The sequence below is a fragment of the Robertmurraya phoenicis genome, from assembly GCF_047302285.1.
Lineage (GTDB): Bacteria > Bacillota > Bacilli > Bacillales > Cytobacillaceae > Robertmurraya.
In genome coordinates, this window is sequence record NZ_CP154845.1 from 321,956 (window position 1) to 348,277 (window position 26,322).

26 protein-coding genes are annotated in these 26,322 nt (G+C 39.7%); 19 read left to right on the plus strand and 7 right to left on the minus strand.

From position 1 onward, the window contains the following. Nucleotides 1–50 precede the first annotated feature (50 nt). From AA0X71_RS01485 to AA0X71_RS01500, 4 genes are all read left to right on the plus strand, one after another. Nucleotides 51–821 (plus strand): DUF4230 domain-containing protein, encoded by a 771-nt coding sequence (locus tag AA0X71_RS01485; protein ID WP_413362432.1) that lies wholly within the window; start codon nt 51–53, stop codon nt 819–821. Further along, nucleotides 814–1,521 (plus strand): uracil-DNA glycosylase, encoded by a 708-nt coding sequence (locus AA0X71_RS01490; protein WP_413362434.1) that lies wholly within the window; start codon nt 814–816, stop codon nt 1,519–1,521. The genes AA0X71_RS01485 and AA0X71_RS01490 overlap by 8 nt, the downstream gene beginning before the upstream one ends. 253 nt (nt 1,522–1,774) lie before the next feature. Then, a complete protein-coding gene (locus AA0X71_RS01495; RefSeq protein ID WP_413358382.1) occupies nt 1,775–2,059 on the plus strand; it encodes a YwdI family protein in 285 nt (94 codons plus the stop codon). Between the two features lie 20 nt (nt 2,060–2,079). Further along, nucleotides 2,080–2,451 (plus strand): DUF423 domain-containing protein, encoded by a 372-nt coding sequence (locus AA0X71_RS01500; protein WP_413358384.1) that lies wholly within the window; start codon nt 2,080–2,082, stop codon nt 2,449–2,451. Nucleotides 2,452–2,689: 238 nt separating this feature from the next. Here the strand turns inward: AA0X71_RS01500 and gerQ are convergent, their stop codons facing one another. Next, nucleotides 2,690–3,148, minus strand: a complete 459-nt coding sequence (gerQ, locus tag AA0X71_RS01505; protein WP_413358386.1) for a spore coat protein GerQ — start codon at nt 3,146–3,148, stop codon at nt 2,690–2,692. A gap of 206 nt (nt 3,149–3,354) precedes the next feature. Beyond that, a complete protein-coding gene (gene hemQ, locus AA0X71_RS01510) occupies nt 3,355–4,098 on the minus strand; it encodes a hydrogen peroxide-dependent heme synthase (protein WP_413358388.1) in 744 nt (247 codons plus the stop codon). A 361-nt stretch (nt 4,099–4,459) separates the two neighbouring features. Here hemQ and pta point away from each other — a divergent pair, with 361 nt between their 5' ends. Together pta and AA0X71_RS01520 are read left to right on the plus strand one after the other, a co-directional pair. Next, nucleotides 4,460–5,437, plus strand: coding sequence for a phosphate acetyltransferase (gene pta / locus AA0X71_RS01515; protein WP_413358390.1), 978 nt, complete (start codon nt 4,460–4,462; stop codon nt 5,435–5,437). Nucleotides 5,438–5,855: 418 nt separating this feature from the next. Beyond that, nucleotides 5,856–6,701 (plus strand): biotin/lipoate A/B protein ligase family protein, encoded by an 846-nt coding sequence (locus tag AA0X71_RS01520; protein ID WP_413358392.1) that lies wholly within the window; start codon nt 5,856–5,858, stop codon nt 6,699–6,701. Nucleotides 6,702–7,017: 316 nt separating this feature from the next. On the opposite strand, the gene AA0X71_RS01525 is transcribed toward AA0X71_RS01520, so the two are convergent. Next, nucleotides 7,018–7,737 (minus strand): RsfA family transcriptional regulator, encoded by a 720-nt coding sequence (locus tag AA0X71_RS01525; RefSeq protein ID WP_413358395.1) that lies wholly within the window; start codon nt 7,735–7,737, stop codon nt 7,018–7,020. Nucleotides 7,738–8,024: 287 nt separating this feature from the next. Between AA0X71_RS01525 and AA0X71_RS01530 the strand changes: the two genes are divergently transcribed. The 3 genes from AA0X71_RS01530 (at nt 8,025) to AA0X71_RS01540 (ending at nt 10,249) form a co-directional block, all read left to right on the plus strand. After that, nucleotides 8,025–8,249, plus strand: a complete 225-nt coding sequence (locus AA0X71_RS01530) for a DUF1450 domain-containing protein (RefSeq protein ID WP_413358398.1) — start codon at nt 8,025–8,027, stop codon at nt 8,247–8,249. A gap of 173 nt (nt 8,250–8,422) precedes the next feature. Next, complete coding sequence (locus AA0X71_RS01535; protein WP_413358401.1) at nt 8,423–9,721, plus strand: HD domain-containing protein; 1,299 nt, start codon at nt 8,423–8,425, stop codon at nt 9,719–9,721. A 15-nt stretch (nt 9,722–9,736) separates the two neighbouring features. After that, entirely contained in the window at nt 9,737–10,249 is a 513-nt protein-coding gene (locus tag AA0X71_RS01540) for a YwgA family protein (protein WP_413358403.1), read from the plus strand. 216 nt (nt 10,250–10,465) lie between these two features. Here the strand turns inward: AA0X71_RS01540 and AA0X71_RS01545 are convergent, their stop codons facing one another. Then, complete coding sequence (locus tag AA0X71_RS01545) at nt 10,466–11,074, minus strand: transposase (protein ID WP_413362436.1); 609 nt, start codon at nt 11,072–11,074, stop codon at nt 10,466–10,468. Between the two features lie 300 nt (nt 11,075–11,374). On the opposite strand from AA0X71_RS01545, the gene AA0X71_RS01550 reads away from it, so the two are divergent. Further along, nucleotides 11,375–12,511: a M20 family metallopeptidase gene (locus AA0X71_RS01550; protein WP_413358406.1), complete on the plus strand. Its 1,137-nt coding sequence runs from the start codon at nt 11,375–11,377 to the stop codon at nt 12,509–12,511. A 48-nt stretch (nt 12,512–12,559) separates the two neighbouring features. Here the strand turns inward: AA0X71_RS01550 and AA0X71_RS01555 are convergent, their stop codons facing one another. Next, on the minus strand, nt 12,560–12,793 hold the full coding sequence (locus tag AA0X71_RS01555) for a 2-hydroxymuconate tautomerase (RefSeq protein ID WP_413362438.1): 234 nt from the start codon (nt 12,791–12,793) through the stop codon (nt 12,560–12,562). 156 nt (nt 12,794–12,949) lie between these two features. Here AA0X71_RS01555 and AA0X71_RS01560 point away from each other — a divergent pair, with 156 nt between their 5' ends. After that, the gene (locus tag AA0X71_RS01560) at nt 12,950–13,606 is read left to right on the plus strand and encodes a site-2 protease family protein (RefSeq protein WP_413358408.1); all 657 of its coding nucleotides are present in this window, start codon (nt 12,950–12,952) and stop codon (nt 13,604–13,606) included. A 21-nt stretch (nt 13,607–13,627) separates the two neighbouring features. Next, entirely contained in the window at nt 13,628–14,134 is a 507-nt protein-coding gene (locus tag AA0X71_RS01565; RefSeq protein WP_413358411.1) for a YwhD family protein, read from the plus strand. Between the two features lie 313 nt (nt 14,135–14,447). Here the strand turns inward: AA0X71_RS01565 and AA0X71_RS01570 are convergent, their stop codons facing one another. Then, nucleotides 14,448–16,529, minus strand: a complete 2,082-nt coding sequence (locus tag AA0X71_RS01570) for a transglycosylase domain-containing protein (RefSeq protein ID WP_413358413.1) — start codon at nt 16,527–16,529, stop codon at nt 14,448–14,450. A gap of 254 nt (nt 16,530–16,783) precedes the next feature. Between AA0X71_RS01570 and speE the strand changes: the two genes are divergently transcribed. From speE to AA0X71_RS01600, 6 genes are all read left to right on the plus strand, one after another. After that, nucleotides 16,784–17,611, plus strand: coding sequence for a spermidine synthase (speE, locus tag AA0X71_RS01575; RefSeq protein WP_413358416.1), 828 nt, complete (start codon nt 16,784–16,786; stop codon nt 17,609–17,611). A gap of 15 nt (nt 17,612–17,626) precedes the next feature. Beyond that, nucleotides 17,627–18,499 carry an agmatinase gene (gene speB / locus AA0X71_RS01580; RefSeq protein ID WP_413358418.1) on the plus strand — a complete coding sequence of 291 codons (873 nt, stop codon included), beginning with the start codon at nt 17,627–17,629 and terminating at the stop codon, nt 18,497–18,499. 168 nt (nt 18,500–18,667) lie between these two features. Continuing rightward, nucleotides 18,668–19,108, plus strand: coding sequence for a DUF1934 domain-containing protein (locus tag AA0X71_RS01585; RefSeq protein WP_413358420.1), 441 nt, complete (start codon nt 18,668–18,670; stop codon nt 19,106–19,108). Continuing rightward, a complete protein-coding gene (gene argS / locus AA0X71_RS01590) occupies nt 19,105–20,775 on the plus strand; it encodes an arginine--tRNA ligase (protein ID WP_413358422.1) in 1,671 nt (556 codons plus the stop codon). Before AA0X71_RS01585 ends, argS begins: the two co-directional genes overlap by 4 nt. 59 nt (nt 20,776–20,834) lie before the next feature. Then, nucleotides 20,835–21,896 (plus strand): tRNA 2-selenouridine(34) synthase MnmH, encoded by a 1,062-nt coding sequence (mnmH, locus tag AA0X71_RS01595; protein ID WP_413358425.1) that lies wholly within the window; start codon nt 20,835–20,837, stop codon nt 21,894–21,896. Nucleotides 21,897–21,965: 69 nt separating this feature from the next. Then, nucleotides 21,966–22,145, plus strand: coding sequence for a XapX domain-containing protein (locus tag AA0X71_RS01600; RefSeq protein WP_413358427.1), 180 nt, complete (start codon nt 21,966–21,968; stop codon nt 22,143–22,145). Nucleotides 22,146–22,464: 319 nt separating this feature from the next. On the opposite strand, the gene cls is transcribed toward AA0X71_RS01600, so the two are convergent. Continuing rightward, the gene (gene cls / locus AA0X71_RS01605) at nt 22,465–23,667 is read right to left on the minus strand and encodes a cardiolipin synthase (RefSeq protein WP_413358430.1); all 1,203 of its coding nucleotides are present in this window, start codon (nt 23,665–23,667) and stop codon (nt 22,465–22,467) included. A gap of 237 nt (nt 23,668–23,904) precedes the next feature. Between cls and AA0X71_RS01610 the strand changes: the two genes are divergently transcribed. Continuing rightward, nucleotides 23,905–26,016: a heterodisulfide reductase-related iron-sulfur binding cluster gene (locus AA0X71_RS01610; protein WP_413358432.1), complete on the plus strand. Its 2,112-nt coding sequence runs from the start codon at nt 23,905–23,907 to the stop codon at nt 26,014–26,016. Nucleotides 26,017–26,322 lie beyond the last annotated feature (306 nt).

Consider the following 26,322-nt stretch of genomic DNA (forward strand, 5'->3'; position numbering starts at 1 on the left):
TCGTTCTTTTTCCATTATAATAGGTAGAAGGACATATGATTAGGATGGTGATGAATGTGGAAAAAAAAGATGATGAAAAAATACTAGCTCAGCTTGATGCGATTATGAACGAATTAAAGGAAGGCAAGGAGCAGACGGCAACTACGGCCGCTTTAGATATAAATAAAAGAACGCCATCTTTTAAAGGCTTTTTAAAGATAGGTCTTCGGAAGTGGTATTTAAAAATCATCGTCATATTAGTTGCTTTACTATTGGTGGGAACTTTGATTGGGATAGGGACCTTTAAGCTTTTTTCTGGGGCAGAAGCGAAGGTAGAAAAAGGTAGTTTCATAGAGCAAATGAGAGAGCTCTCCTCACTTGCTTCTTCCCAAGCACTTGTAAAGGCGGTTATTGAAAAAGAAGATAACCAGCTCTTTGGGAAGGAAATTTCGACGAATATTCCTGGAACGAAACGAAAGCTCCTGTTAGTTGTACCAGGCACAGTGACGGCGGGAGTGGATTTAGAAGGTGTGAATGCGGAGGATCTAATACTAAATGAAGAAGAAAAGACGCTAGAGATTACGTTACCTTCAGCCACAATCATTCAAGAACCATCTCTAGATTTTGACCATGTACAAGCTTTTTCTGTAGAAGGGATTTTTCGTGCTGAAGTCAATTGGGAGGAAGCTTTTGAACTAGCAGCAGAAGCGAAGGAACTCGTAAAAGAAGAAGCAATGGCTCAAGGACTACTGCAAATGGCTGAAACAAATGCAGAGAAAACACTACAGAAGTTTTTTGAACAAATGGGCTATGAGGTGACTGTTCATTATGAACATGATTAGTCTATTGCACCGTGATTGGCAGGAGAAATTGGCAGAAGAGACGGAAAAACGATATTTTCAGGAGCTAATGGACTTTTTGCAATTAGAATATGAACGTAATGTTGTCTATCCGTCAAAAGAGAATATTTTTCAGGCACTTAATTTAACTCCATTTTATGACGTGAAGGTAGTCATCTTAGGCCAGGACCCGTATCACGGTCCAAGCCAGGCTCACGGATTGAGTTTTTCAGTTATGCCAGGGGTTGCCGTCCCGCCATCTCTTAAAAATATCTTTAAAGAACTTGAAGCAGATCTAAACTGTGAACCCCCTAATCATGGCTATTTAAAAAAATGGGCAGAGCAAGGGGTTCTCCTTTTAAATACGGTATTAACGGTTCGAGCAGGGGAAGCCAATTCCCATCAAAGAAAAGGCTGGGAGAAATTTACCGATAAGATCATCGAGAGTCTAAACGATAGGGATGCTCCAGTTATTTTTGTGCTATGGGGCAAACCTGCTCAAAAAAAAGCTAGCTTCATCGATAAGGAAAAGCATTTTATCATCGCCTCTTCCCATCCAAGCCCACTCTCGGCTTATAGAGGATTTTTGGGAAGTAAGCCTTTTTCCCAGATCAATCAATTATTAAAAAAGTGGGATATGGGAGAAATTGATTGGAATATAAGCACGGTTTCTGAGAATACAGCATGTGATGAGTTAAAATGAAAAGGATTGACGAAATTGAAAGAAGAACGAATTAATTGTTTTGCATGCCGGCATTTCTACGTCACCTGGGATAAGAAGTTTCCAAAAGGCTGTCGAGCTTTCCAATTTAAAACGACTAGACTTCCTTCTCAAGAGGTTTTGCGCGCATCAGGGCAAAACTGCTTGAAGTTTGAGAAAAAGTAAGGAGTAGAACCTATTTCTTTTTTTAGAGGTCGTCATGTAAGATAATAGAAGGAATAGCGAGAAATATGAGGTGGTAGAATTGAATATCTCAATGCAAGCGTTACTTGGTAAGATAGAGGAAGAATTAAAGCAGGCGAAACAAAGTAACTCGGAAAGTCGGATCAGAGAAAAAATTTATGCGGTTAAAACTTTGTGTGAGTTGGTATTGGAGCAAGAGGTAAGTGGACAACGACCAGTGTCATCATCGATTACATCACCACCCCCGGTGCAGCCTCAGGTCATCACCCAATATCAACAGCCACAAAAAATGAAAGTCGACGCGGACTCAAATGGAGACTCGCTATTTGATTTTTAAACGAGGGAAGTGGAACCAAGATGAAAATATTCATTATTTTAGGTGCAATTAATGCCTTTTTATCTGTAGCCTTAGGTGCCTTTGGAGCACATGGACTAGAAGGGAAGCTCGAACCAAAATATATTGATATATGGGAAAAAGCAGTTAAATATCAAATGTTCCATGCAACCGGACTATTTATCGTAGGAATCCTCCTTGGTAAATACCCAGCAAGTGCGCTATTAAGTTGGTCAGGCTGGCTCATGTTTATCGGGATCATCCTTTTTGCAGGAAGCTTGTACATATTAGCGGTGACACAAATTTCAATCCTAGGAGCGATTACTCCATTGGGCGGATTGTCCTTTTTGGCGGCGTGGTTGTTGCTGGTGATTGCCGCTGTTAAATTTATGTAAACAAAAGGCTCTATTCGCAAATATTGTTGCTTTTGGATAATAATAAGAGTCCAATTATCCTACAATTCCTCTTACAGAATGATAAAGAGGAAGTGAAAAGTGCCGTCGCGAACTTAATGTATGGCACTACCCATGATATATGGGTAAAAACCGGATTCTGGGTTTTTATAAAAAACCACAATCTATACGAAAACAGCGAAACAAAAGGGAGCCATCATTAGTATGGCTCCCGTTTTGTTTATCTCGGAGGATAAGCAGATACGCCAGGTGCGACTCCATATGGATAGTCGTACTCTAGTTCCTCATCAAATGTCGCATAACCGAAGTAAACCATAGGAATCAGATAGCGCGTTCCAGTTTCCGGATCACTGATGATGAGATGATCTCTTCCCGCAGCTTCGATAATTCCTCTAAAGGTTTGTGTAGATGGTCCAGCTTCAGAAACAGTATCAAACATCGCATACACTGTCGCTAACTTCCCTCTGTTTAAGCGTAGAATGTTTTCAATATAAGATTGTTCCAGTGGTAATTGCCCTGGAACCTGCTGGGTCGGCTGTTGTGCTCCTGCTGTTGGAAACATCGTTCCTGTCTGTACTGGAAGTGGTGAAGGTGTCTGCCCTGTTGGAGCGCCATACCCATAATTCGGCTGGTATCCATAGTAGGGTGCTTTCGAATAAGAATTGGGATTGTACGTCAAACGACTCCCCTCCTGAAATGTAAATTTAATTTCTAATATACCTTCAATTTTTACACGCAAAATCTCCTATAAAAACAGATCCTAATGGATAGTTATGTTCCTTAAACTCTTTTTATGACAACAGACAAGCTATGAAAAACATGTAAAATTTCAACAACAAAAAAATGCTCTCAGTAACAAAACTGAGAGCATTTGAAAGTTATCTATTATACATGTAAAAATGATTCAATGCGGCCTTCTTCGAGAATATTTCCAACAAAGAATTGACCAAATTCTCCGTAACGAGCGCTTACTTCATCAAAACGCATTTCATAAACGAGCTTTTTGAATTGAAGAACGTCGTCAGAGAATAAGGTTACACCCCATTCGTAGTCATCAAAACCAACAGAACCAGTGATGATCTGCTTCACTTTTCCAGCATAACTGCGTCCAATCATTCCGTGACTGCGCATTAAACTACGTCTGTCTTCCATTGGAAGCATGTACCAGTTATCGTCTCCTTGGCGACGCTTGTCCATTGGGTAAAAGCAAATATATTTTGATTTTGGTAGGGTTGGGTAAAGGCGTGCCAAAATTTCAGGATTTTGATAAGGATCTTGATCAGATGGTAAGTAATTGCTTAGCTCTACCACTGAAACATAAGAATGTGTTGGAACGGTAAATTCAGCAAGCTTTGTTTTGTTGAATTCAGTTTCAATCTCATTTAATTCTTCCATTGTAGGGCGCAAAATCATCATCATGAAATCTGCTTTTTGACCAACGACTGTATATAATGCGTGACTTCCTTTTTTATCTAGCTGTGTACTGTTCCATTTTTCAACTAGACCTAAAAATTCGTGAATGGCAGCTTGTCTTTCTTCTGGCGATACCATCTTCCAAGTAGTCCAATCCATTGCACGGAAGTCATGTAGGCAATACCAACCATCGAGCGTTTTAACAGCTTCACTCATACTAATCACTCCTAAATATGTACTAAAATGTGTCGATTTCATTCGAAATCTAATCCAAGATTATAATTACTATAACATAGTTTTACCTTTAAAAATATGAATAAACCTTGAATGTTTAAGCGTTTTCCAAATCAGAGAAAAGAGACAAAATCGATGGCTAATTACTCAGATTTTCGTAAATAGTAAAAGGATAACCCACTCGTCAAACTGTTCCATTTTTAAGAATATATAAACTTTTTACGAGTAAACGCTCTCATTTATTCGCTTTCTTGAAATTTTATATGGGAAGGGTATGCTAGTGTAGATGGATACTCTATTAATGATGAAATAATGATTTTTTTACAATATAAGGAGGATACATATGAGTGATTTATTTTCAGCTTTAAAAGAAAAAGTAAGCAGCAAGCAAGTAAAGATTGTTTTTCCAGAAGGATTAGATGAAAGAATTATTACTGCTACAGCTAGATTAGCAGAAGAAAAAGTATTAACGCCAATTCTCATCGGAAATGTGCAAGAAATTCAAGAAAAGGCTTCAAGTTTAAACGTTTCTCTTAATGGAATGGAAATTTACGATCCAAAAACTTATGACCAAATGGAAGAGCTAGTGGCTTCTTTTGTTGAAAGAAGAAAAGGGAAAGCGACTGAAGAGGATGCTCGTAAAATCCTTTTAGATGAAAATTATTTTGGAACAATGCTTGTCCACACAAATAAGGCTGAGGGACTTGTTAGTGGGGCTGCTCATTCAACGGCAGATACGGTTCGACCTGCACTTCAAATCATTAAAACAAAAGCAGGCGTGAAGAAAACTTCTGGTGTATTCATCATGGTTCGTGGTGACGAGAAATATGTTTTTGCTGACTGTGCGATTAACATCTCACCAGACAGCCAAGATTTAGCGGAAATTGCCCTTGAAAGTGCTGCTACAGCGAAAATGTTCAATATTGAACCACGCGTGGCCATGCTAAGCTTCTCTACAAAGGGTTCAGCAAAATCTCCTGAAACGGAAAAAGTATCTGAAGCAGTTAAGATTGCAAAAGAATTAAACTCTGACCTTGTGTTAGATGGAGAATTCCAATTTGATGCAGCGTTCGTTCCATCTGTTGCAGAGAAAAAAGCGCCAGATTCACCTCTTAAAGGGGACGCAAGCGTATTCGTTTTCCCAAGTCTAGAAGCTGGAAATATTGGCTATAAAATTGCCCAACGCCTTGGCAACTTTGAAGCTGTTGGCCCAATCCTTCAAGGATTAAATCGTCCAGTAAACGACTTATCAAGAGGTTGTAACGAAGAAGACGTATATAAGCTTTCTCTCATCACTGCAGCACAAAGCTTAGAACAATAAAAGGCTTAATGGCCAGAAGAAAAGACGTATGCATGGGCATGCGTCTTTTTTAGGGAAAATCTTTCTGCCGTTTAGATTTATCAGTTTTGGAAATCAATCGGGTTACTGAATAACAGGAAAAAATCCGCTTAATGAGCCAATATCATGAAAATTAACCGAAATAGCAGGAGAAATTCCGCTTATTGGCTTGAAAATCGTCATATTAAGCGATTTTGGTCTTCGTAAGCGGAAAATCTTCCCTTATTTTCCTCGAAGTGAGCTCCATTGAAGATATAACAGGAAAATCTCCGCTTATCTCCTTCGTAATAACGACGACGGGACGCATTTTAAGAACCCTTTATTGTCAAAGGCTGGTTTTTTTCATTCAAAATGATAAAATAAATGGACGAATAAACGTAAGTAGAAGGAGAAACAAAGGATGCAGGTAAATCAAGACCTTTTAAGTCAAAAAGTATGGAGAGTAATAGACCAATCGGTCGTTGGTTTGCATGTCGATGCTCTTCAATCCTTTGGAATGGATGATACGTTATGTGCTTCTGTTGGTGCAGGCGTATCTCCAGCAACAGCAAGGTCCTGGGTTCATCACAACACAGTTGTTCTCGGGATACAGGACACGAAACTACCCTATTTAAAAGATGGTCTAAAGCATTTAGAGGAAAAGGGCTATCGCTATATTGTGCGAAATTCTGGAGGGCTTGCAGTCGTTCTTGACGAAGGAGTTCTCAATCTTTCTCTTATTCTTCCTGAGACAGAGAAAGGGATTGATATAAATCGTGGCTATGATGCCATGCTCGCTTTAGTAGAAGAGATGTTTGCGGACTTCAATGTCAATATTGAGGCAAAAGAAATTGTCGGCTCCTACTGTCCAGGTAGCTATGATTTAAGCATCGGTGGGAAAAAGTTTGCCGGTATTTCGCAGAGGCGTTTGCGTCGTGGGGTGGCCGTGCAAATCTATTTATGTGTAAATGGTAGTGGAAGTGAACGGGCGGAACTGATCAAAACCTTCTATCATTTAGGAAAAAGAAATAGTGAGACGAAGTTCGAATATCCGGACATTAATCCAGAGGTCATGGCTTCTCTATCTCAATTAGTCCACCAATATCTAACAATAGAAGATGTCATGCTTCGCTTTTTACAAGTTCTAAAAAGAAAAAGCGAACAACTCTATGCGGGTACGTTAACAGAAGAAGAATTACCCATTTTTCAAGGCTATCATCAACGGGTCATCGATCGCAATGATAAAATTTTTTCTGAGTTTAGTTGAACGAAATAAAAAAGCCGTAGCTTTTGCCGCTACGGCTTCCTAATAAGGCTCTTTTCGTGAACATTGTTATTTCTGAATAATACTTGAGTAAATGAATACATTTTTCCCCTCTTAAATCAATTAAGGGCAAGCGAAAAGTGCCGTACAAAAATCATGTGTACCTCAGAACCTAATAGGAGGGGTAAATGTTGGCTTCTGGACATTTACAAAAAAACAATATTCATTACGAAAACAGCGTTTAAGGAAGATATTGCTACCAACCTTTCTCCTCTTTCGAAAATCTCTATCTCATGAGGGAAATGTCCTCACGGTCTGATTACTCAGCTACTTTTTCTAAATTCCCATTGCGGTCCATTTTAAACGTGGAGGCTGGACGCTCTTCCTCTTCAAATAAAACAAGCTTTCTTGCCCGATTCATAATCTTCATGAGGGTCTCGTAATCTTCTTGGATGGTGACCGTATTTTGCTCCAAGTGGTCAATTTTCGCTTGAAGTTCTTGATTGGTTTTGCGCATATCCGCATTTTCACGCTTCAATCTTTCATTCTCACTTTTTAGTATATCCACTTGAAAATTAGAGCTATCTAGATTTTGTAAATAAGAGATCACCGTATCTAGATTGAGTTGCCCTGTCGATGAAACAACTGGTGAAACTGGTGGTACAGTCACATCGTTTAGTTCGTTCGTAACTGGCACATCCGTTTCCACATTTGTTTCCACATTTTGAGATATATAAGTCATCTCGTCCATGGAAGGAGTTGGCGGTGAATATAGTAGTTTCTTTTTTCCACCTTGTTCCTTCCCTAGCATTCTTTGTCTTTGTTTGCGCTGTTTCTTGGCAAGCTGAAGTGCTTTTTCATAGCGATGTCTAACAACCGCATTCCAGCGGAATCCACATGCAGCTGAAGTACGATTAAGCTTGTCACCAACCTCTTCAAATGCGTTTAGCTGTGTGCTTCCTTCACGTACATGTCGAAGCACCGTTTCTGCTAGCAATAAATCATTTTCGTCTGTCCAGGCATCTTGTCTTACTTTCATATTTTCAACCCCTTATGCTTTTAATAAACATTTCTGATTTTTTTCTTACTTACTCTTAGGATGACCATTTTTTCAAGATTTATACAAAAGTGATTAAAAGGATAGTAGATTTTTTAAAATTTTTCCAAATCGATAGAGAAACCCTTGGCAATAAAGTGAACTTGCAATCGCACGATAGAAAAGGTAAAATGTCGAATGTATGAATTCATATTGTTATCTCTTATAATTTGTAAAAAATATAAATATATCCGTATCGATTAACGATTGATAGAAAGGGTTGTAATACTATGGCAAACGAATTTCGGGTTTGCGATGATTGTCAGGCTGTGAATTTGAAAACATTGATTCCAAAATTAAAGGCAATTGACCCCGATGCAACGATTGATATTGGCTGCCAATCTTATTGTGGTCCTGGTCGAAAAAAGACTTTTGCTTTCGTCAATAATCGTCCGTTAGCGGCTTTAACAGAAGAAGAATTGATGGAAAAAGTAAATAATAAGTTAAAAAAATAGTTCGTTTAATCACCTTTCTTTGTCCTCATTTGAAGGTGATTTTTTCATTCTCCGATCTAGGACTTTTGTCGAATCTTCACTCTTTTTTTCTCATTTTGTAATGATTTGTAAATGAAACAGAGATATAATGAATAACAAGATACCGGAGTGTTTAATCGGAAAGGAGGTAGAAAATGAGTTATGCTGAGCAAAAACTGAAAGAAGAAAAGGTTTTTAAGGATCCTGTTCACCGCTATGTTCATGTGCGTGATCAGGTGATTTGGGATTTAATCGGAACAAAGGAGTTCCAAAGGCTCAGAAGAATTAAACAGTTGGGAACGAGCTTTTTGACCTTCCATGGAGCGGAGCATAGCCGTTTTAACCATTCGCTCGGAGTATATGAAATTATCCGTCGAATCGTCGATGATGTGTTTGTGGACAGACCCAAATGGAGCAAAGACGATCGCTTACTTTCACTATGTGCAGGGCTGCTTCATGATTTAGGACATGGTCCTTTTTCCCATTCCTTTGAAAAAGTATTTGAGCTCGATCATGAGCATTTCACGCAAGCAATTATTCTAGGAAATACGGAAGTAAATGCCGTTCTTTCTAAAATTGAGCCAGATTTTCCAAAGCGTGTCGCAGAAGTCATTGGAAAAACATCTGAGAACAAAATCGTGATCAGCTTAATTTCGAGTCAAATTGATGCGGACCGCATGGATTATTTACAAAGAGATGCCTATTTTACCGGTGTAAGCTACGGTCATTTTGATATGGAAAGAATCCTCCGTGTGATGCGCCCTCATGAGGATCAAGTAGTCATTAAAAAAACGGGCATGCATGCTGTGGAAGACTACATCATGAGCCGTTATCAGATGTATTGGCAAGTCTACTTCCATCCTGTAACTCGAAGTGCAGAAGTCATTTTGACAAAAATTCTCCATCGAGCAAAGGAGCTTTATCACGATTCGTATGTCTTTCAGCAAGGGCCAACTCATTTTACTTCGATCTTTGAAAACACTCTCACCTTAGAAGACTATTTAAAACTAGATGAAGCCATTATTCTCTACTATTTTCAAGTTTGGCAGGATGAAGAAGATGAAGTGTTAAGCGATTTGTGCAAAAGATTTGTGAACCGAAATCTATTTAAGTATGTAGAATTTGATCCGGCGAAGGAATATAAAAAGCTAGCCGAGCTTTCAAAGCTTTTTATAAAGGCTGGGATGGACCCAGAATATTATTTGGTCGTGGATTCCTCATCAGACCTCCCTTACGACTTCTATCGACCAGGAGAAGAGGAAGAGAGACTTCCGATTCATTTACTTATGGGAAATGGAGAAATTCGTGAGCTTTCCCGTGAATCGGAGATTGTTGATGCGATTTCTGGTAAAAGAAGAACGGATCATAAGCTCTATTATCCTGAGGACTTATTAAACGACGATACAGTAAAGAAAAATATAAAGAAGCAAATTCGAACGCTTTTAGAAATATAAGGAGTTGACCTTGTCTTGTTAAAAGATCATGCCAAGCTGATGCAAGCTCTTGCTGTTTCAGGTGAAATTACCGGTCGGAAGAAGCTGCAAAAGATGATATATATTGCCAAAAAAGTAACCTTTCCTTTTCAGGAACGATTTCAATTTCATTTTTACGGTCCCTATTCAGAAGAACTGACGTTAAGAGTCGAAGAGCTTTGCAATATGGGCTTTGTCGAAGAGGTAAAAGAAAATAAGGGCGGTTACTCGCAATATCGCTATACATTAACAGAATCAGGAAAAGAGTTTCTTAGTTTAAATGAAACCGATATGCCGCATCTTGAGGATTGCATGACCGACATGAATGATCAAAGTGCTAGATTCCTTGAGCTCGTATCGACAGTCCTTTATTTTGATAACCTTGAGAAAAAAGAAGTAGTGGAAAAAGTCCATACCCTTAAAAAGAAGCAAAACTACACAGAAGAAGAAATCGATCAAGCATATGTATATATCGAACAACTACAACAAAAAGCTAAGCCTCTCGCGTAAGGGGCTTAGCTTTCAGAGTGTCGACAAAAGGCATCGAGAGGACTCTCTCGGTGTTTTTTCTCATTTCTGGATGGAATTGTGGCTGAAATACGTTGATTTCCGCTCCAGGTGCTTGCTTTCCGGGGGGCGTGCGCCGAGCCTCCTCCTCGCTGATCGCTCGTGCGGGGTCTCGCCTGTCACGCTACTCCCCCAGGAGTCAAGCACCTTCCGCTCCAATCAACTAGTTTGGCTCTCACTTAGAGCAGGTTGCCAAGTCCAAGTTGCCATTTTCTTCAAATTCATGGCAGCAAATGTAAGCATCGCCTGCATAGACTTGTTTTTAAGTCCTCGTAAGGTTGTCCAACGCATACCATGCTTTTCCAACGCAAACACAAAGACACATTCAATCGTCTCTTTGCGTTTCGCGTATATCTGTTTGATTTCATCGTTGTGACGTAGATGTTCTGCCTCTTCTAAGTAAGCTTCCCAAATATGACGTTGTATAAGCTTTTGATGGTTTTTACTCTCCGTACACTGTGAGAGCAATGGGCATTTGGCACAAATGGATAAATTTGATTTATATTGTCGATATCCATCTTTTTCTTTTATGGTTTGGCGCATGGAACGTATACCGAATATGTATTGAATGAAGATCCTCTTAAACAAAACAACTGGATCGATACTTGGACGACTGATTCCTGAATAGAGGTTTTCAACCAAGGGATAGATGAACGAAAAATCAATGGCCGACTCTAGCTTACGTACTAAATGATCTTCAGGAACTAGTTGATCAATGGTCAGTATTTCTATTTTAAAAGAAAAAAGACTGTAGGAAAACTCGAAAATCTTCGAGTTTGTCTACAGTCTGAAAGCTAAGCCTCTCGCGTAAGGGGCTTAGCTTTTTTTGTTTAAGGTACTTAGGAAAAATTTTTGGAGGGCCTTTATACTTTGATACGTAAGGGATTTATTCAGCATTACTATTCCCTAATCGGAAACTAAGAGAGCAAAAAGATCGTATAATGATTGAAAGGGATTCAGCAAGCCTTTTTCATACAAGATGTCCTTATATAGAATGCAAAACCAGAGAGCGGCAGTTTGCAGGGAGATAATGGGGTTTTATAATAATAAAAATAGGAGTTGCATAGAGTGGAAGAATTTATCCAACAAAAGAAAGGCGAGATGCTAGAGCTTATCGAACAACTCGTAAATATTGATAGTGGTTCGTATGTAAAAGAAGGAATTGATCAGATCGGGTCCATTTTAAAAAAGCAGTATGAAGAAATTAGATTTGTTGTGGATGTTAATAAAGAAAAAGATTACGGCAATCATTTACTGATTCAGCACAAAAATGCTTCGGATCCTAAGATCATTTTGATCGCTCATATGGATACTGTTTTCCCAAAGGGGACAGTAGCGAAACGTCCATTTTATATAGAAGGAAGCCGTGCCTACGGACCGGGAGTAGTAGATATGAAATCGAGTCTTGTTGAGCTTCTGTATGCGATAAAAGCCTTGAATGGCTATAATCCGAAAATTTGCGAAAACGTCCAAATTCTTTTAAACGGAGATGAGGAAATAGGTTCTCCATCTTCGCGGCCGTTAATAGAAAAGCACTCAGAAGGAAAAGAATATGCCCTTGTCATGGAACCGGCAAGGAAGGACGGTTCACTTGTAACGGCTAGAAGAGGCGGGGGAAGATACAAACTCATTGTGAAAGGGAAAGCTGCCCACTCTGGGATTGAGCCTGAAAAAGGACGAAGTGCGATTGAAGAACTTGCTTATAAAATCATCCAGTTGCATAACTTAACCAATCATGAAAAGGGTATAAGCGTGAATGTGGGGTTAATAAAAGGTGGATCTTCTGTCAATACAGTTTCAGACAGTGCCGTGGCCCAAGTTGATATCCGGATTTCAGAAATGGAACAAGCGGACTATTTGGAGAAGCGCATTAAGGAAATATGCTCGAAAACAGATGTATCCGGTACGAAAATTTCGCTAGAAGGGGAAATTAGCCGTCCACCTATGGAATTTAATGAACAAACAGAATCACTTCTCGAAATTATTAAAGACGTAGGGAAAGAGATTGGAATCAAAGTAAAGGATACTGCAACTGGTGGTGGCGGAGATGCCTCCTTTACTTCAGCGACAGGAGTAGCGACAATCGACGGTATGGGACCTGTAGGCGGAAACGCTCATAGCGAAAACGAATACCTTGAAATCGATACCCTTCCTGAACGAACATTGCTCCTCGCCAAAACAATTGAAAAACTTTCAGTGGAATAAAGAGAAAAACTGCCCCTCTAAGATTTAAAGGGCAGTTTTTGCTTTTTACTATTCGTCACTTAGGCGTTTTCCGGCTACAGCATAATGATTTTTTTGCATTTCTTCAATAAAAACAACGATTTTTTCTTTAGGGGCGCCTGTCGTTTCTTCAACTGCTTCTGTCACTTTTTCCACTAAAGCTTTCTTTTGCTCCTCAGTACGGCCTTCGAGCATTTTAACTGTTACGTATGGCATGAAAGTTCCTCCTTTTATGTAAGTCCAATCACAAGTAGTGTTCCACATTTTGAGTGGATATGCAATAGGAAACACTGTACTTTTCACATTCGGAAAAGAATCATGTATACTTTAATGAGAATCTTTCTTTTTAGTATGGTTGGCACTGATAAACATACGATATAGAGAAAAAATACATAAAATGAGTGTAGGGGAGTTTTGCGGTTGGAACAATTTCTAGCATTTCCAATAAATCAAATTCCGTATGTGGTGATTACGTTAATAGTGGCATTTACAGTCCATGAATTTGCGCATGCCTATGTGGCATACCGTTTCGGCGATTCGACGGCAAAAAATCAAGGCAGATTAACGTTAAATCCAATTCATCATCTCGATCCGATTGGGACGATATTGATCTTTATTGCCGGTTTTGGATGGGCAAGACCTGTTCCTGTAAATCGATTCTTTTTCAAAAGACCACGCCTCGCAAGTATGTTGGTTTCCGTTGCTGGTCCGCTGAGCAATTTGATTATGGGTTCTCTTGGTTTTATCATTTGGTATGTGCTTGTTGGTACAGGACTCGCTGCAGAAGCACCCATGTATGTATCAGAATTTCTTGATATGTTCATAAAGTTAAATTTGCTCTTATTTGTGTTTAATTTATTGCCATTCCCACCACTCGATGGCTATCGTATTATTGAGGATTTAGTGCCTGCATCGGTACGTCCAAAGATGACACAGTTTGAACAATACGGCTCCGTCATCTTTTTAATTCTCGTTATTACGCCGTTGGGAGATTATACGATTCATCCGATTTTAAATACTTTGTACCCAGCGGTTGTTGGGACACTGAATGACTTTTTCTATCAATTACTAACATAAAGCTTTAAAGGAGGAAATCCGATGACTGAGAAGAAAAAGAAGGTTGGTTTCAATATTATTAAAAGTGATCCGATGGATGGACATAAAGGTTTTGGTGTCGGAACGTTAAGCTTAGACAATATTTCACCGGTCATTATTGACGTCGAAGCAGGAGAAGCGGTCGTTGATATCGGTGCATTACATGCGAGAAGTGCAATTGAAAAACGGATTAAATTTTTGAAAAATAAAGAGGAAGTACCAAATGGAAAACCTTACTGGTTAGTATGGGTAACCATCGATCGAAAAGAAGATGGCCCTTATTACGCAGGGGTTACAGCTTGCGAAATGACCGTTGATCAGGAGATTCGTAGAGGGTACAAATCTCTTCCTGAACATGTGAACCGCATGGATAAATCGTTGAAGCGACATATTATTGTCGAGCATATGGACGAAAAATCGAAAAAAATTCTAGCTGATTTTCTCAAAAATCATAATGCAGAAATGTGGGAAGGTTCATCCCAACAACTAAAGGATGATTTGACAGTATAGGGCTCTTGTTTGTTGGTGAAAAATGAGGATTCATATCAAGATTATAATTGTGTCTATTATGTGACATTTTTCTGAATTAATCGGAGGGTACTTGCTACTTTTTTCTGAAGGAAGTACACTATGGTCAGCGAAACACGCTATAGAACTAGGACAAGAAAAGCCTCGGGCCAGATGTTGGGACCGAGGCTTTTCTATTTCTATGTTGAGGACAGTTCCGGAGAGATCTTAGTGGAATTAGTCCTCATAAAACGTTCATGAAACCAAACTTCATCAGTAATCCACCAAAAAGTATTCTTAGAAAATGCTCATCCAATCAAAGCCACCTATCGCTCATGAAAATCTTTTTATACCAAGGCACCTTTTCCTCTTTTTCACGGGGCTCTTCCTTCGGTGGAACTTCTTCATCATCGAGAATATGGTCTACACAATACTCAGTTGGCTCTGTACTGGCAACATAATAACTGAGTCGCCGCACGGGGCAATCCTCTGTTGCTAATTTTCCGTTTTCTGGATTGATATAGACGCCGACGGTTCCTTTTGGTGCTTTAAAGGATTTGACTGCTTCCCCTTCAAGGGCATCTTCCATAAAATGAGCCCAAATATTTTTTGCATAACTCTTATCGGCGACAATCTCAATTGGTTTTCCTTCATCGTAGCCTGTCCACACAGCGGTAACGAGCTGTGGTGTAAAGCCGACCATCCAGTTGTCTGTATTCGTGGAACCGGATTTCCCTGCATAGATTCTTGTAATATCGTTAATGACCGTATTCCCTGTTACACTCGTGTAGCCATTTAATTTACGATCAAACATGCCCGTCATCATATGGGTTGTGACAAAAGCGGCGTCTGGTCGCAATACCTCTTCTTCCACCGGTTTATGTTCATAGATTACGTCGCCGCGATGGTCTTCAACACGTGTAATTAAAACAGGTGAGACCTTCTTTCCACCGTTGGCAAAATGACTATAGGCGTTGGCCATCTCCACGACTCTGACTCCAGATGTTCCGAGAGCAAGTGAAGGAACCTTCTGTAAATCTGTTGAAATTCCCAATCTTTTTGCCGTATCCACTAAAGCTTCCTCACCTAAAAACAAGTGAGTTTTCACGGCAAAGACATTATCAGAGAGGGCGAGTGCTTGCGCCATCGTAATTTCTTTGTTGGCATACAGATTATTGTAATTATGGGGAGTATAATCTGCTCGATTGTCCTCAAACTTAAACGTCGTAATCTCACTCCGCATCGTCGTCGATGGAGTAAACCCTTGCTCAATCGCTTTATAATATAAAAAAGGTTTCATCGTTGAACCAGGTTGCCGGACCGCTTGTGTTGCGCGGTTAAAAGGACTCTCGTCATAATTACGACCACCAACCATCGCTTTCACATGTCCATTAATCGGATTCATTGCTACTAATCCAACTTGAATTTCCGAATCCTTCGCGATTAACTTTTCAATATTATTTTCTGCATCCTCTTGTTGCTTCGTATCGAGTGTCGTGTAGACTCTCAAACCGCCTAATTCAATCGTACGTTCATCTAACTTAAGCACATTTTGCAAGGCGCTTTTGACCGCATCCTGAAAATAAGGAGCAATTTTCCCAACAGAATGGCTATGCTCACCAACGACATCAAGCTTTACTTCCGAAGCTGCAGCAGCTTCTTCCTCGGTAATCAATTCGTTGTTTGCCATCATTTTTAAAATGAGTTGCTGACGGGACGATGCTTTTTCCATCGATGCTAGCGGAGAATAGATACTTGGTCCTTTTGGAATTCCTGCCAGCATCGCCGCTTCAGCCAAGCTTAGCTCAGAAGCGTTTTTCCCGAAATAAAACTGACTAGCCGCTTGCACACCATAGGCTCCTTCTCCGTAATAAATCGTATTTAAATAGCCTTCTAGTATTTCATTTTTCGTATAGTTCATTTCAATTCGAATCGTATAAAAAGCTTCTAAAAGTTTTCTTTTCCACGTTTTTTCATGCTCCAAAAAAAGGTTTCGCGCATATTGCTGACTAATCGTACTCGCACCTTGTACCTTGGCCATCGCTTTGATGTCTGCTAACACCGCTCCAGCAATCCGTTTATAATCAAAGCCATGGTGTTGATAGAAACTTCGATCCTCAATCGCTAAAGTAGCATCGACTAAATCCGGAGATATATCATCAAGAGCAACCCAATAACGTTTCTGCCCACTGTGGCTTTCACCGATAATCGTTCCATCATCAGAATAGTAGAGTGATGATTGCGGAACGGACAAAGGTGGAGGACCGAGAATTTTTGCAAAAATAAGAATGCTCACATAAGCAACGATTGCAAGCGCTACACAAATTGAGCCAATAATGAGCAAAGCTCGTAAATATTTAATCGTCCGTTTAAACCTCTGGTCTGTCATCAGTTCCATCGCTTCATCCCCCCTTACCATCTATTTATCCATTATGTTTAGTATGAAAAAAATGGTAGGGTTTTAAACATCAAAGCAGAAATTTTACAATTCTATTATTTCCGAGTCGTTTGCTGGCTAAATTTCTTATTTTTTTCTTGCATTTTTGCTAGATTCAACTATACTTTTCTCATGTTTGCAAAAAGATGGGGAATAATAGAAACTGCGGGTCAAAATGGATGTGACCATTCGAAAAAAAGAAAGGACTGAAGCAGATGGGTATTTGGTTTACAGAAAAACAAACTGAAAACTTTGGAATCACGATGAAAGTGAAACAAACTTTACATACGGAACAAACCGATTTTCAAAAGCTTGATATGATTGAAACAGAAGAGTGGGGCAATATGCTTCTTCTTGACGATATGGTGATGACATCGGTTAAGGACGAATTTGTCTATCATGAAATGGTAGCGCATGTGCCGTTATTTACACACCCGAACCCAGAACACGTTTTAGTAGTAGGAGGCGGTGATGGAGGCGTTATTCGCGAGGTGCTAAAGCATCCTAGTGTGAAAAAAGCGACGCTTGTCGATATTGATGGCAAAGTCATTGAATACTCAAAGAAATTCCTTCCTGAAATTGCAGGAAAACTGGAGGATCCACGTGTCGATGTACGTGTCGATGATGGCTTTATGCATATTGCTAAAAGTGAAAACGAATACGATGTGATTATGGTTGACTCTACTGAGCCAGTAGGTCCGGCCGTTAATCTTTTCACAAAAGGTTTTTACGCAGGAATCTCGAAAGCATTAAAAGAGGACGGGATTTTTGTCGCTCAATCCGATAATCCATGGTTTAAGGCAGATTTAATTCGCAGTGTCCAAAAAGATGTAAAGGAAATCTTCCCAATTACCCGTCTATACACAGCGAATATTCCAACGTATCCAAGTGGACTATGGGCGTTTACGATCGGCTCAAAGAAGTATGATCCATTAGAAGTTCCAGAAGATCGTTTCCATGAAATTGAAAGCAAGTACTACACAAAAGAATTGCACAAGGCAGCTTTTGTTCTGCCGAAATTTGTTCAAGATTTAGTGAAATAACTGGAGGAAAATTGCATGCGTTTTGATGAAGCTTATTCAGGCAATGTTTTTATAAAAAGTCATCCGAATTTTGAAGAGAGCAGGGTCGTGTTATACGGAATGCCAATGGATTGGACGGTAAGCTACCGCCCAGGTTCGCGCTTTGGTCCAACAAGAATCCGTGAAGTGTCGATTGGTTTAGAAGAGTACAGTGCTTACTTAGATCGAGAATTAGAAGAGGTTAAATATTTTGATGCTGGAGATATTCCTCTTCCTTTTGGAAATGCGCAAAAGAGTCTTGATGAAATTGAAAGTTTTGTCGATAAGGTGTTAGCAGAAGAGAAATTCCCATTAGGGATGGGAGGAGAGCATCTTGTCTCATGGCCTGTCTTTAAATCAATGTATAAAAAGTATCCGGATCTCGCGATAATCCATATCGATGCCCATGCTGATTTGCGTACCGATTATGAAGGAGAGCCCCTTTCTCACTCTACTCCAATTCGCAAGGCGGCAGAATTGATTGGTCCTAGCAATGTCTACTCCTTTGGAATTCGTTCTGGGATGAAGGAAGAGTTTCAATGGGCAAAGGAAGTGGGCATGCATATTTCGAAATTTGATGTCCATAAGCCATTAATGGAGATTTTACCAACTCTTTCTGGACGTCCTGTTTATGTGACAATTGATATCGATGTTCTTGATCCTGCTCATGCACCTGGTACTGGAACGGTGGATGCAGGAGGAATTACTTCAAGAGAGCTACTTGCCTCTATCCACGAAATTGCTCGTTCGAACGTCAATGTAGTAGGAGCTGACTTAGTTGAGGTTGCACCGATATATGACCCATCTGAACAAACAGCAAACACAGCAAGCAAACTTATTCGAGAAATGATTTTAGGATTTATCAAATAAGGCTCTTTTCTCAAACTTAGTACGAGAACAGCCTTAAATAGTGGTACAATGATACAATCGGTCTTGATCCGGTTGTATTTTTTTAGTTTTGACGAAAACGAAATAGTGATATAGTTATCCTATTGAATAAATTTGAAATGCTATAATGGATAAAGGATGTGTTGTTAGTTGTCAGGACGTCCAGCGGCAGAGCATAAGCCTGTGAAAATCAACGTCAATACGACGATTTGGGACAATGGTGCGAAAGAGACTTTTGAATTAACGACATTTGGACGATACTATGAAAAAAGTGGTTCAGCTTTCCTTCAATATGAAGAGGTCATGGAAGAAGGGACCGTTAAATCAATCGTGAAAATTTCAAAAGATGAAACGTTAATTTTACGAAGTGGCGCCATCAATATGAGATTGGTGTTTGAAGCAAATAAAAAGCATCCAGGGAGATATGAAACTCCTTTTGGAACACTTGGAATCACAACGAGGACGACAAGTCTTGCCCACCGTCTTTTTGAACAGGCTGGTACATTAACAATTTCTTACGATTTACATATGCAAGGATCACTTGCAGGAAAGTATCAATTGGAAATTAAGTTTGAGGAGGAACAAACATGAATATCGTCGAGGAAGTGCAAAGTAAATTAAAAGATGAAATCAAAGCGGCGGTCATAAAAGCAGGATTAGCTAAGGAAGAAGAACTTCCGAATGTAGTGCTAGAAATCCCAAAAGAAAAGTCCCATGGAGATTATTCAACCAATATGGCGATGCAGCTAGCAAGAGTAGCGAAAAAGGCACCGCGCATGATTGCTGAAGATTTGATTAACCATTTTGATAAAACGAAGGCTTCGATTGATAAAATTGAAATCGCTGGGCCTGGGTTTATTAATTTTTATATGGACAATAGCTATTTGACCAATCTTATTCCAACGATTCTTCGTGCAGGGGAAAGCTATGGAGAAACAACAGTCGGAAACAAGCAAAAAGTCCAAGTCGAGTTTGTTTCAGCGAACCCTACAGGAGACCTTCATTTAGGACATGCTCGTGGAGCAGCGGTTGGAGATTCCTTATGTAATATTCTTGCGAAAGCAGGCTTCGATGTTTCGCGGGAATACTATATTAATGATGCTGGAAACCAGATTAACAATTTGGCACTCTCCGTTGAAGCTCGTTATTTTCAAGCGCTTGGCCTAGATAAAGAGATGCCAGCGGATGGATATCATGGAGAAGATATTATTGGTATTGGGAAAAAACTAGCTGAAGAATTTGACGATAAATACGTTCATGTCGACGAAGCTGAACGTTTTGATACATTCCGTCAATATGGACTCGAATATGAAATGGCGAAATTGAAGCAGGACTTAGAAGATTTCCGTGTGCGCTTTGATGTTTGGTATTCTGAAACATCCCTTTATAACAATGGCAAAATTGACACAGCTCTGCAAAAGCTAAGAGATAACGGCTATATTTATGAGCAGGACGGAGCGACTTGGTTTAAGTCAACAGAATTAGGAGACGATAAGGACCGTGTTCTCATCAAACAAGATGGTTCTTATACGTATTTAACCCCGGATATTGCTTACCATAAAGACAAGCTAGATCGCGGATTTGAAAAGTTGATTAATATTTGGGGTGCTGACCATCATGGTTATATCCCGCGTATGAAAGCGGCGATTCAAGCTTTAGGATATCCAAAGGATGCTCTTGAAGTGGAAATCATCCAGCTCGTTCATCTATATAAAAATGGCGAGAAAATGAAAATGAGTAAACGGACGGGAAAAGCAGTTACGATGCGTGATCTAGTGGAAGAGGTAGGACTTGATGGAGTACGTTACTTCTTTGCAATGAGAAGTGCGGACACGCATATGGACTTTGATTTAGACTTAGCGGTTTCAGAGTCTAATGAAAATCCGGTCTACTATGCTCAATATGCTCATGCAAGAATTTCGAGTATTTTACGTCAAGGTCAAGAGCAAAATATCACGATTAGTGAAGACGTAGATCTAGCTCAAATTACTGCTGAAAAAGAAACAGAGGTTCTAAAAAAGCTGGGTGAATTCCCATTAGCAGTAGCAGAAGCAGCCCAAAAGCGCATGCCGCACCGAATCACCAATTATATTTTCGAATTAGCATCGACTTTCCACAGCTTCTACAATGCTGAAAAGGTATTGGATATGGAAAATATGGAGCGTACAAAGGCGCGTCTTGCTCTAATTAAATCGGTTCAAATTACCCTTAAGAATGCATTATCATTAATTGGAGTATCAGCTCCTGAAAAAATGTAAACAGCTGGGTCTCCTAGAGGAGGCCCTTTTAAGATACAAGGCAAGATGGAGGCAAACACATGAATTACGATCGAACGGTTGATGAATTTCTAAATCATAAAGAGATTTACATCCCTGTTGATGTGCGATCTCCGGGGGAATTTCAGGACAACCGCATTCCGAATGCTATTAATGTCCCTTTATTCACAGATGAAGAGCGAGCTGAAATAGGTACATTATACAAGCGTGAAGGTCAAAAGGCAGCAAAATGGCGAGCGATGGAAATCGTTTCCCCGAAGCTTCCTATAATCCTAAATGAAATTAGAGAAATTGAAAAAACAAATAGGAAGCCTCTTTTGTACTGCTGGCGTGGGGGCATGAGAAGTCAGTCGATTGCCCATTTTGCGATGATGTCAGGGCTCCATATCCAGCGCTTGGAAGGGGGATATCGTGCTTACCGGGAATATGTAGTAGAGCAGATCCCAGAAGCCCTTCCCGAACAAGCGGTTGTGATCTATGGTTTAACTGGTACTGGAAAGACGGACATTCTTCATCGCTTAATGGAATCCGGTTATCCAGTCCTTGATTTAGAAGGCTATGCCAACCATAAAGGATCTGTTTTCGGTGCGATAGATGGTCATGAACCATACAATCAAAAAATGTTTGATGCCTTATTATTTGAGGATTTACAAGAACTCCCGAACGTTCCATATTTTTTCATGGAGGGTGAAAGTAAGCGCATTGGACATGCAGTACAGCCTCCAGAGTTATATGAAAAAAAGGAAAATGGCATCCACATTCGCGTCGTTTCTGATTTGGAGTCAAGGGTGGAGCGAATTTATCAGCAGTATGTTGAAGAAACCGACGCTTTCCATGCTAGAGTAGAATTTGCTCTCGGAAGAATTATGAAGCGAATTAAGCCAGAGGAAGTTCAAAAGGAAATACAGCAATGCCTATTGGAAAAAAACTATCGTGAAATGATTCGCTTACTGATCGTCCATTATTACGACCCACGATATGACAATAAAATTAATGAAACCTTAAATACAGCATTGGAAGTTCAAAGTGAATCAATTGCAGAGGCGACAAAGCAGATCATCGATTTTATTGAAGCAAGATTTCCTTCCCATACAAAAAGCTAAATCTAGATAATTACGTCTATTCTGGGAAAAATAATGTTGGAATCCTAACAATGGTAGAAGGAGGACGACATGAAGCTCGCAATATTGTCAATTATAACTGGGTTTATTGTTGGGTTTATCTTTGCCCTCTTTAAGCTTCCGATTCCAGCACCACCTGCGCTTGCTGGCGTAACGGGAATCGTCGGAATATACTTTGGCTTTAAGGTATACGAACAAGTACAGCCATGGTTACAGAGGCTATTCAGTTAGGAAAATTTGGAAGGGCGGTCATTAGAGGCTGTCCTTTTTATTTTCGGATCGCATCTGAGTTGTTAGATAAAAGGAGAAATTCCGCTTAATGAACAACTGTCATGAAAAATAATTAAAATAGAAGGAAAATTTCCGCCTAATGACTTAAAAACAGTGAAAATAAGAGAATTTCCTTTGCTTAGGCGGAAAATCTTCCCTTATCCCTCAGAAACAATCTCCATTAAACTTGATAACAGGAAAATTTCCGTTAATTTTCCGTCTCGATGTAGGATGGACAGAAGGACAGACTCCACAAGGTCTGTCCTTCTGTCCATCCTCATTATAGAAAATGATCGATTCTACCTGCTATCCATTCTTTCACACGCCCCATAAATCCAATCGAATTTAAATCCTCTAATGTTAGCTTGTCGGAATCCTTCATATCTTTATCCAGAATGCGTTTCATTTCATCAATCATTTTCGGGTCATGAATATAGCAATTAATTTCATGATTTAGGAAAAAGCTCCGATTATCAAAGTTAGCGGTTCCGATATCACAAATTTCATCATCAAATAATAAAATTTTTGCATGATAAAAACCATTTTTAAATTGGTATACATTCGCCCCTTCTGCGAGGATCGCTCTTAAATAAGGGTATGATGCCTCTTTTACGAGCATGTGGTCCGACAGATACGGAACAATAATCGACAGCTCAACCCCTCGACGAAGGGCATCAAGAAGATCCTTGAGAATACGTTCGCTTGGAATAAAGTAGGGACTTCCAATTAAAATTGATTTTTTGGAATCGTGGATGAGAGTTGAAAAAGTGTCTTCTAATAAGAAACCTTCAGTTGAAATGATTCTGTGCCGACTCGTCCCTTTTCCTAATGGGGGAAAATAAATCTTGTTCTGCAATAAATTCGTTTTTGCGGCCTCTTGCCAATCAAGAAGGAATTGTTTCTGCAAGTCAACAACACCCTCGGCTGTGATTCTGAGATGATAATCGCGCCAAGGGCTGAGCTTAGGATCTAAATCGATGTATTCATTGCCAACATTATAACCTCCAAGATAGCCGATCGAGCCATCAATAACGGTAATTTTGCGATGATTTCGCGCTTGGGAGGAGTAGAAATAAAAGGGTGGAGTTGGAACATTGGAAAAAGCGAACTCAACACCAGCGCTCTCTAATTCTTTAATCATTTTTCGCGAAACCTTCAGACTACCAGCCCAATCGAGCAAAAGTCTCACTTCCACGCCTTCTTCTGCTTTTTCCTTTAAAATCGTTAAAAATTCATTTCCAAACTCATCATTATTGCAAATATAAAATAGTACATGAATATGTTTTTTAGCATTTTTAAAGTCGTCAAACATATGATTAAATAGGTCAGTCCCATGAGTAAAAAGTTCAATATTGCTTTCACGGAACGGAAAGGCATTGCTTTTTATCGTCGGTAAATACTTTTTTCTCCCTATTTTATAATCAATGGTCAAACATGTACCGATGACAAAGATAGCAATCAAAATATAGATGAGAACTTTCAATGCTATCCGCTCCTTTATTGATGGGTAATCATATTGTCCCCGAAATGGTTTCTTCTATAACGGATTTTCAAGTTTGACTTTTAAAAGAAAAGGATTGACTGAATGCTCATTCATTATATAATAGAATTATATAAATTCTGAAAATTTTATTTGTCAGCCAATTCGTGAAAGGCTCTCTTACTAAAATTTTCCTCACTCAAACGAAATTTCATTAAAGAAAGGAGCGTTTCATTCCAGATGAATGGACTATTATGGATCAACTTAATCGCAACCCTTTTTGTAATCGCTTACGGTGTCAGTCTTTTTGTCTATGTCGTGAAGACAAGAATTGAATACATCAAGCTTGGGGAAAAAGAAGAGTTTGATAACAATGTAAAAGAGCGGATGAAAAAAATAGGGGTAATGGTATTCGGACAAAAGAAATTGATGAAGGATAAAAAGAGTGGCATCATCCATGTCATGTTCTTTTATGGCTTTATCCTCGTTCAATTTGGGGCGATCGATTTCATTATTAAAGGGATCTATCCTGGAGCCCATCTCCCATTTGGACCTCTTTATGGGGCTTTCACATTCTTCCAGGAAATTGTTACGTTAGTCATTTTAGTGGCCGTCGTATGGGCATTTCACAGACGTTATGTCGAAAAGCTTGTCCGTTTAAAAAGAGGTTTTAAATCAGGACTCGTACTCATTTTCATTGGTGGACTCATGCTTTCAGTCCTGCTCGGGAATGGTATGAGTATGATTTGGCACGGACACGACGCCACTTGGACAGAGCCAGTTGCCTCACTTATTGCAACTGCGTTTGCTGGAATTGGCGAAACAGCCTCTATCGCTATTTTTTATGTGGCGTGGTGGATTCATTTGCTGTTCTTATTATCTTTCCTCGTCTATGTTCCACAAGGAAAGCATGCGCACTTACTCGCAGGTCCAGCGAATGTGTATGTAAATCGCCTTGAAAAGCCAGGTAAATTAAAGAAGATTGATTTTGAAGATGAAACACAAGAAACGTTCGGGGTTGGGATAATTGAAGACTTCACCCAACTGCAATTAGTTGATTTATATGCATGTGTCGAGTGTGGTCGCTGTACGAATATGTGTCCAGCAACAGGTACGGGAAAAATGCTTTCACCAATGGATTTAATCTTAAAGCTTCGCGATCATTTAACCAATCATGGGGCAGCCGTTACTTCTAAGCAGCCATGGGTACCGACCTTTGCTTTTGCGAATACGCAAGGAAATCAGCTAGCCCTTGCTGCTTCTGGAAAAGGGGTCGAGGAAAGTGCAGCTGCACTTGCCTATAGCCCGAGCTTAATTGGTGAAGTCATTACAGAAGAAGAAATTTGGGCATGTACGACTTGCCGAAACTGTGAAGACCAATGTCCGGTTATGAACGAGCATGTGGAAAAAATTATTGACCTTCGCCGTTATTTAGTGCTAACAGAAGGGAAAATGGATGCAGATGCTCAGCGTGCGATGCAAAACATTGAGCGTCAAGGAAATCCATGGGGCTTAAACCGCAAAGAACGTGAAAATTGGCGTGAAGCTCGAGAAGATGTAGAAGTAAAGACCGTTAAGGAAATGAAAAAAGCGGGCGAAGAGTTCGAATACCTTTTCTGGGTCGGATCGATGGGCTCTTATGATAACCGCAGTCAAAAAATTGCCCTATCATTTGCAAAATTATTGAATGAAGCAGGCGTCAAATTTGCCATTCTTGGCAATAAAGAAAAGAACTCTGGAGATACCGCTCGCCGCCTTGGAAATGAGTTTGTCTTCCAAGAACTAGCGACCAATAATATTTCTGAATTTGAAAAAAATGAAGTGAAGAAGATCGTGACAATTGATCCGCATGCATACAATATTTTTAAGAACGAGTATCCTGATTTCGGACTTGAAGCCGAAGTTTATCACCATACAGAGGTTCTCTATCAATTGGTGAAAGAGGGCCGATTAAAACCAAAGTATGCAGTGAATGAAACGATTACCTTCCATGATTCATGTTACTTAGGACGCTACAACGAAGTATACGATCCACCACGGGAAATTCTTAAATCCATTTCCGGAGTAAACCTTGTGGAAATGGCACGAAATCGTGATACAGGGATGTGCTGTGGAGCGGGTGGTGGTCTCATGTGGATGGAAGAAGAAACAGGCCAGCGCATAAACGTGGCGAGAACAGAACAAGCTTTAGAGGTCAACCCAACTGTTATTAGTTCTGGATGTCCATATTGCTTAACGATGCTTTCAGATGGAACAAAAGCGAAGGAAGTAGAAGACCAAGTTTCCACTTATGATGTCGCAGAGCTGCTAGAAAAAGCCGTTTGTGGCGAAACAGAAGAATTAGCCTCATAAATAAGGGATGAGACAATAAATAACTTTTGCGTGAATTTAATGTACGAGAAACAATGTAAAGAAGCATTACCAGCGAGAGGGCATTCTCTCGTTGGTAATGAAAAATTTTTTAAGAAAGAGATTCTGAATCTTTGATTTATTAAAAAGAGATTCAACTTTTCCATAAATTGTTGTAAAATAGATTCGAAGTAAACGCTTTCAAAATTTCTGCTACACATGAAACAAGGGAACAGCATGTTCCCATTTCTTCAAGCTTGCTTTTGAGCGAGCGTTCAGTCAGTCCTACTCATACACCTTCCAAGATCA

Excerpts from the sequence above, each read along its gene's own strand:
- AA0X71_RS01485 (WP_413362432.1), top strand. The coding sequence starts at position 51 with ATGAATGTGGAAAAAAAAGATGATGAAAAAATACTAGCTCAGCTTGAT.
- AA0X71_RS01490 (WP_413362434.1), top strand. The coding sequence starts at position 814 with ATGATTAGTCTATTGCACCGTGATTGGCAGGAGAAATTGGCAGAAGAG.
- AA0X71_RS01500 (WP_413358384.1), top strand. The coding sequence starts at position 2,080 with ATGAAAATATTCATTATTTTAGGTGCAATTAATGCCTTTTTATCTGTA.
- hemQ (WP_413358388.1), bottom strand. The coding sequence starts at position 4,098 with ATGAGTGAAGCTGTTAAAACGCTCGATGGTTGGTATTGCCTACATGAC.
- pta (WP_413358390.1), top strand. The coding sequence starts at position 4,460 with ATGAGTGATTTATTTTCAGCTTTAAAAGAAAAAGTAAGCAGCAAGCAA.
- AA0X71_RS01520 (WP_413358392.1), top strand. The coding sequence starts at position 5,856 with ATGCAGGTAAATCAAGACCTTTTAAGTCAAAAAGTATGGAGAGTAATA.
- AA0X71_RS01525 (WP_413358395.1), bottom strand. The coding sequence starts at position 7,737 with ATGAAAGTAAGACAAGATGCCTGGACAGACGAAAATGATTTATTGCTA.
- AA0X71_RS01530 (WP_413358398.1), top strand. The coding sequence starts at position 8,025 with ATGGCAAACGAATTTCGGGTTTGCGATGATTGTCAGGCTGTGAATTTG.
- AA0X71_RS01535 (WP_413358401.1), top strand. The coding sequence starts at position 8,423 with ATGAGTTATGCTGAGCAAAAACTGAAAGAAGAAAAGGTTTTTAAGGAT.
- AA0X71_RS01555 (WP_413362438.1), bottom strand. The coding sequence starts at position 12,793 with ATGTGGAACACTACTTGTGATTGGACTTACATAAAAGGAGGAACTTTC.
- AA0X71_RS01565 (WP_413358411.1), top strand. The coding sequence starts at position 13,628 with ATGACTGAGAAGAAAAAGAAGGTTGGTTTCAATATTATTAAAAGTGAT.
- AA0X71_RS01570 (WP_413358413.1), bottom strand. The coding sequence starts at position 16,529 with ATGGAACTGATGACAGACCAGAGGTTTAAACGGACGATTAAATATTTA.
- speE (WP_413358416.1), top strand. The coding sequence starts at position 16,784 with ATGGGTATTTGGTTTACAGAAAAACAAACTGAAAACTTTGGAATCACG.
- speB (WP_413358418.1), top strand. The coding sequence starts at position 17,627 with ATGCGTTTTGATGAAGCTTATTCAGGCAATGTTTTTATAAAAAGTCAT.
- argS (WP_413358422.1), top strand. The coding sequence starts at position 19,105 with ATGAATATCGTCGAGGAAGTGCAAAGTAAATTAAAAGATGAAATCAAA.
- mnmH (WP_413358425.1), top strand. The coding sequence starts at position 20,835 with ATGAATTACGATCGAACGGTTGATGAATTTCTAAATCATAAAGAGATT.
- AA0X71_RS01600 (WP_413358427.1), top strand. The coding sequence starts at position 21,966 with ATGAAGCTCGCAATATTGTCAATTATAACTGGGTTTATTGTTGGGTTT.
- AA0X71_RS01610 (WP_413358432.1), top strand. The coding sequence starts at position 23,905 with ATGAATGGACTATTATGGATCAACTTAATCGCAACCCTTTTTGTAATC.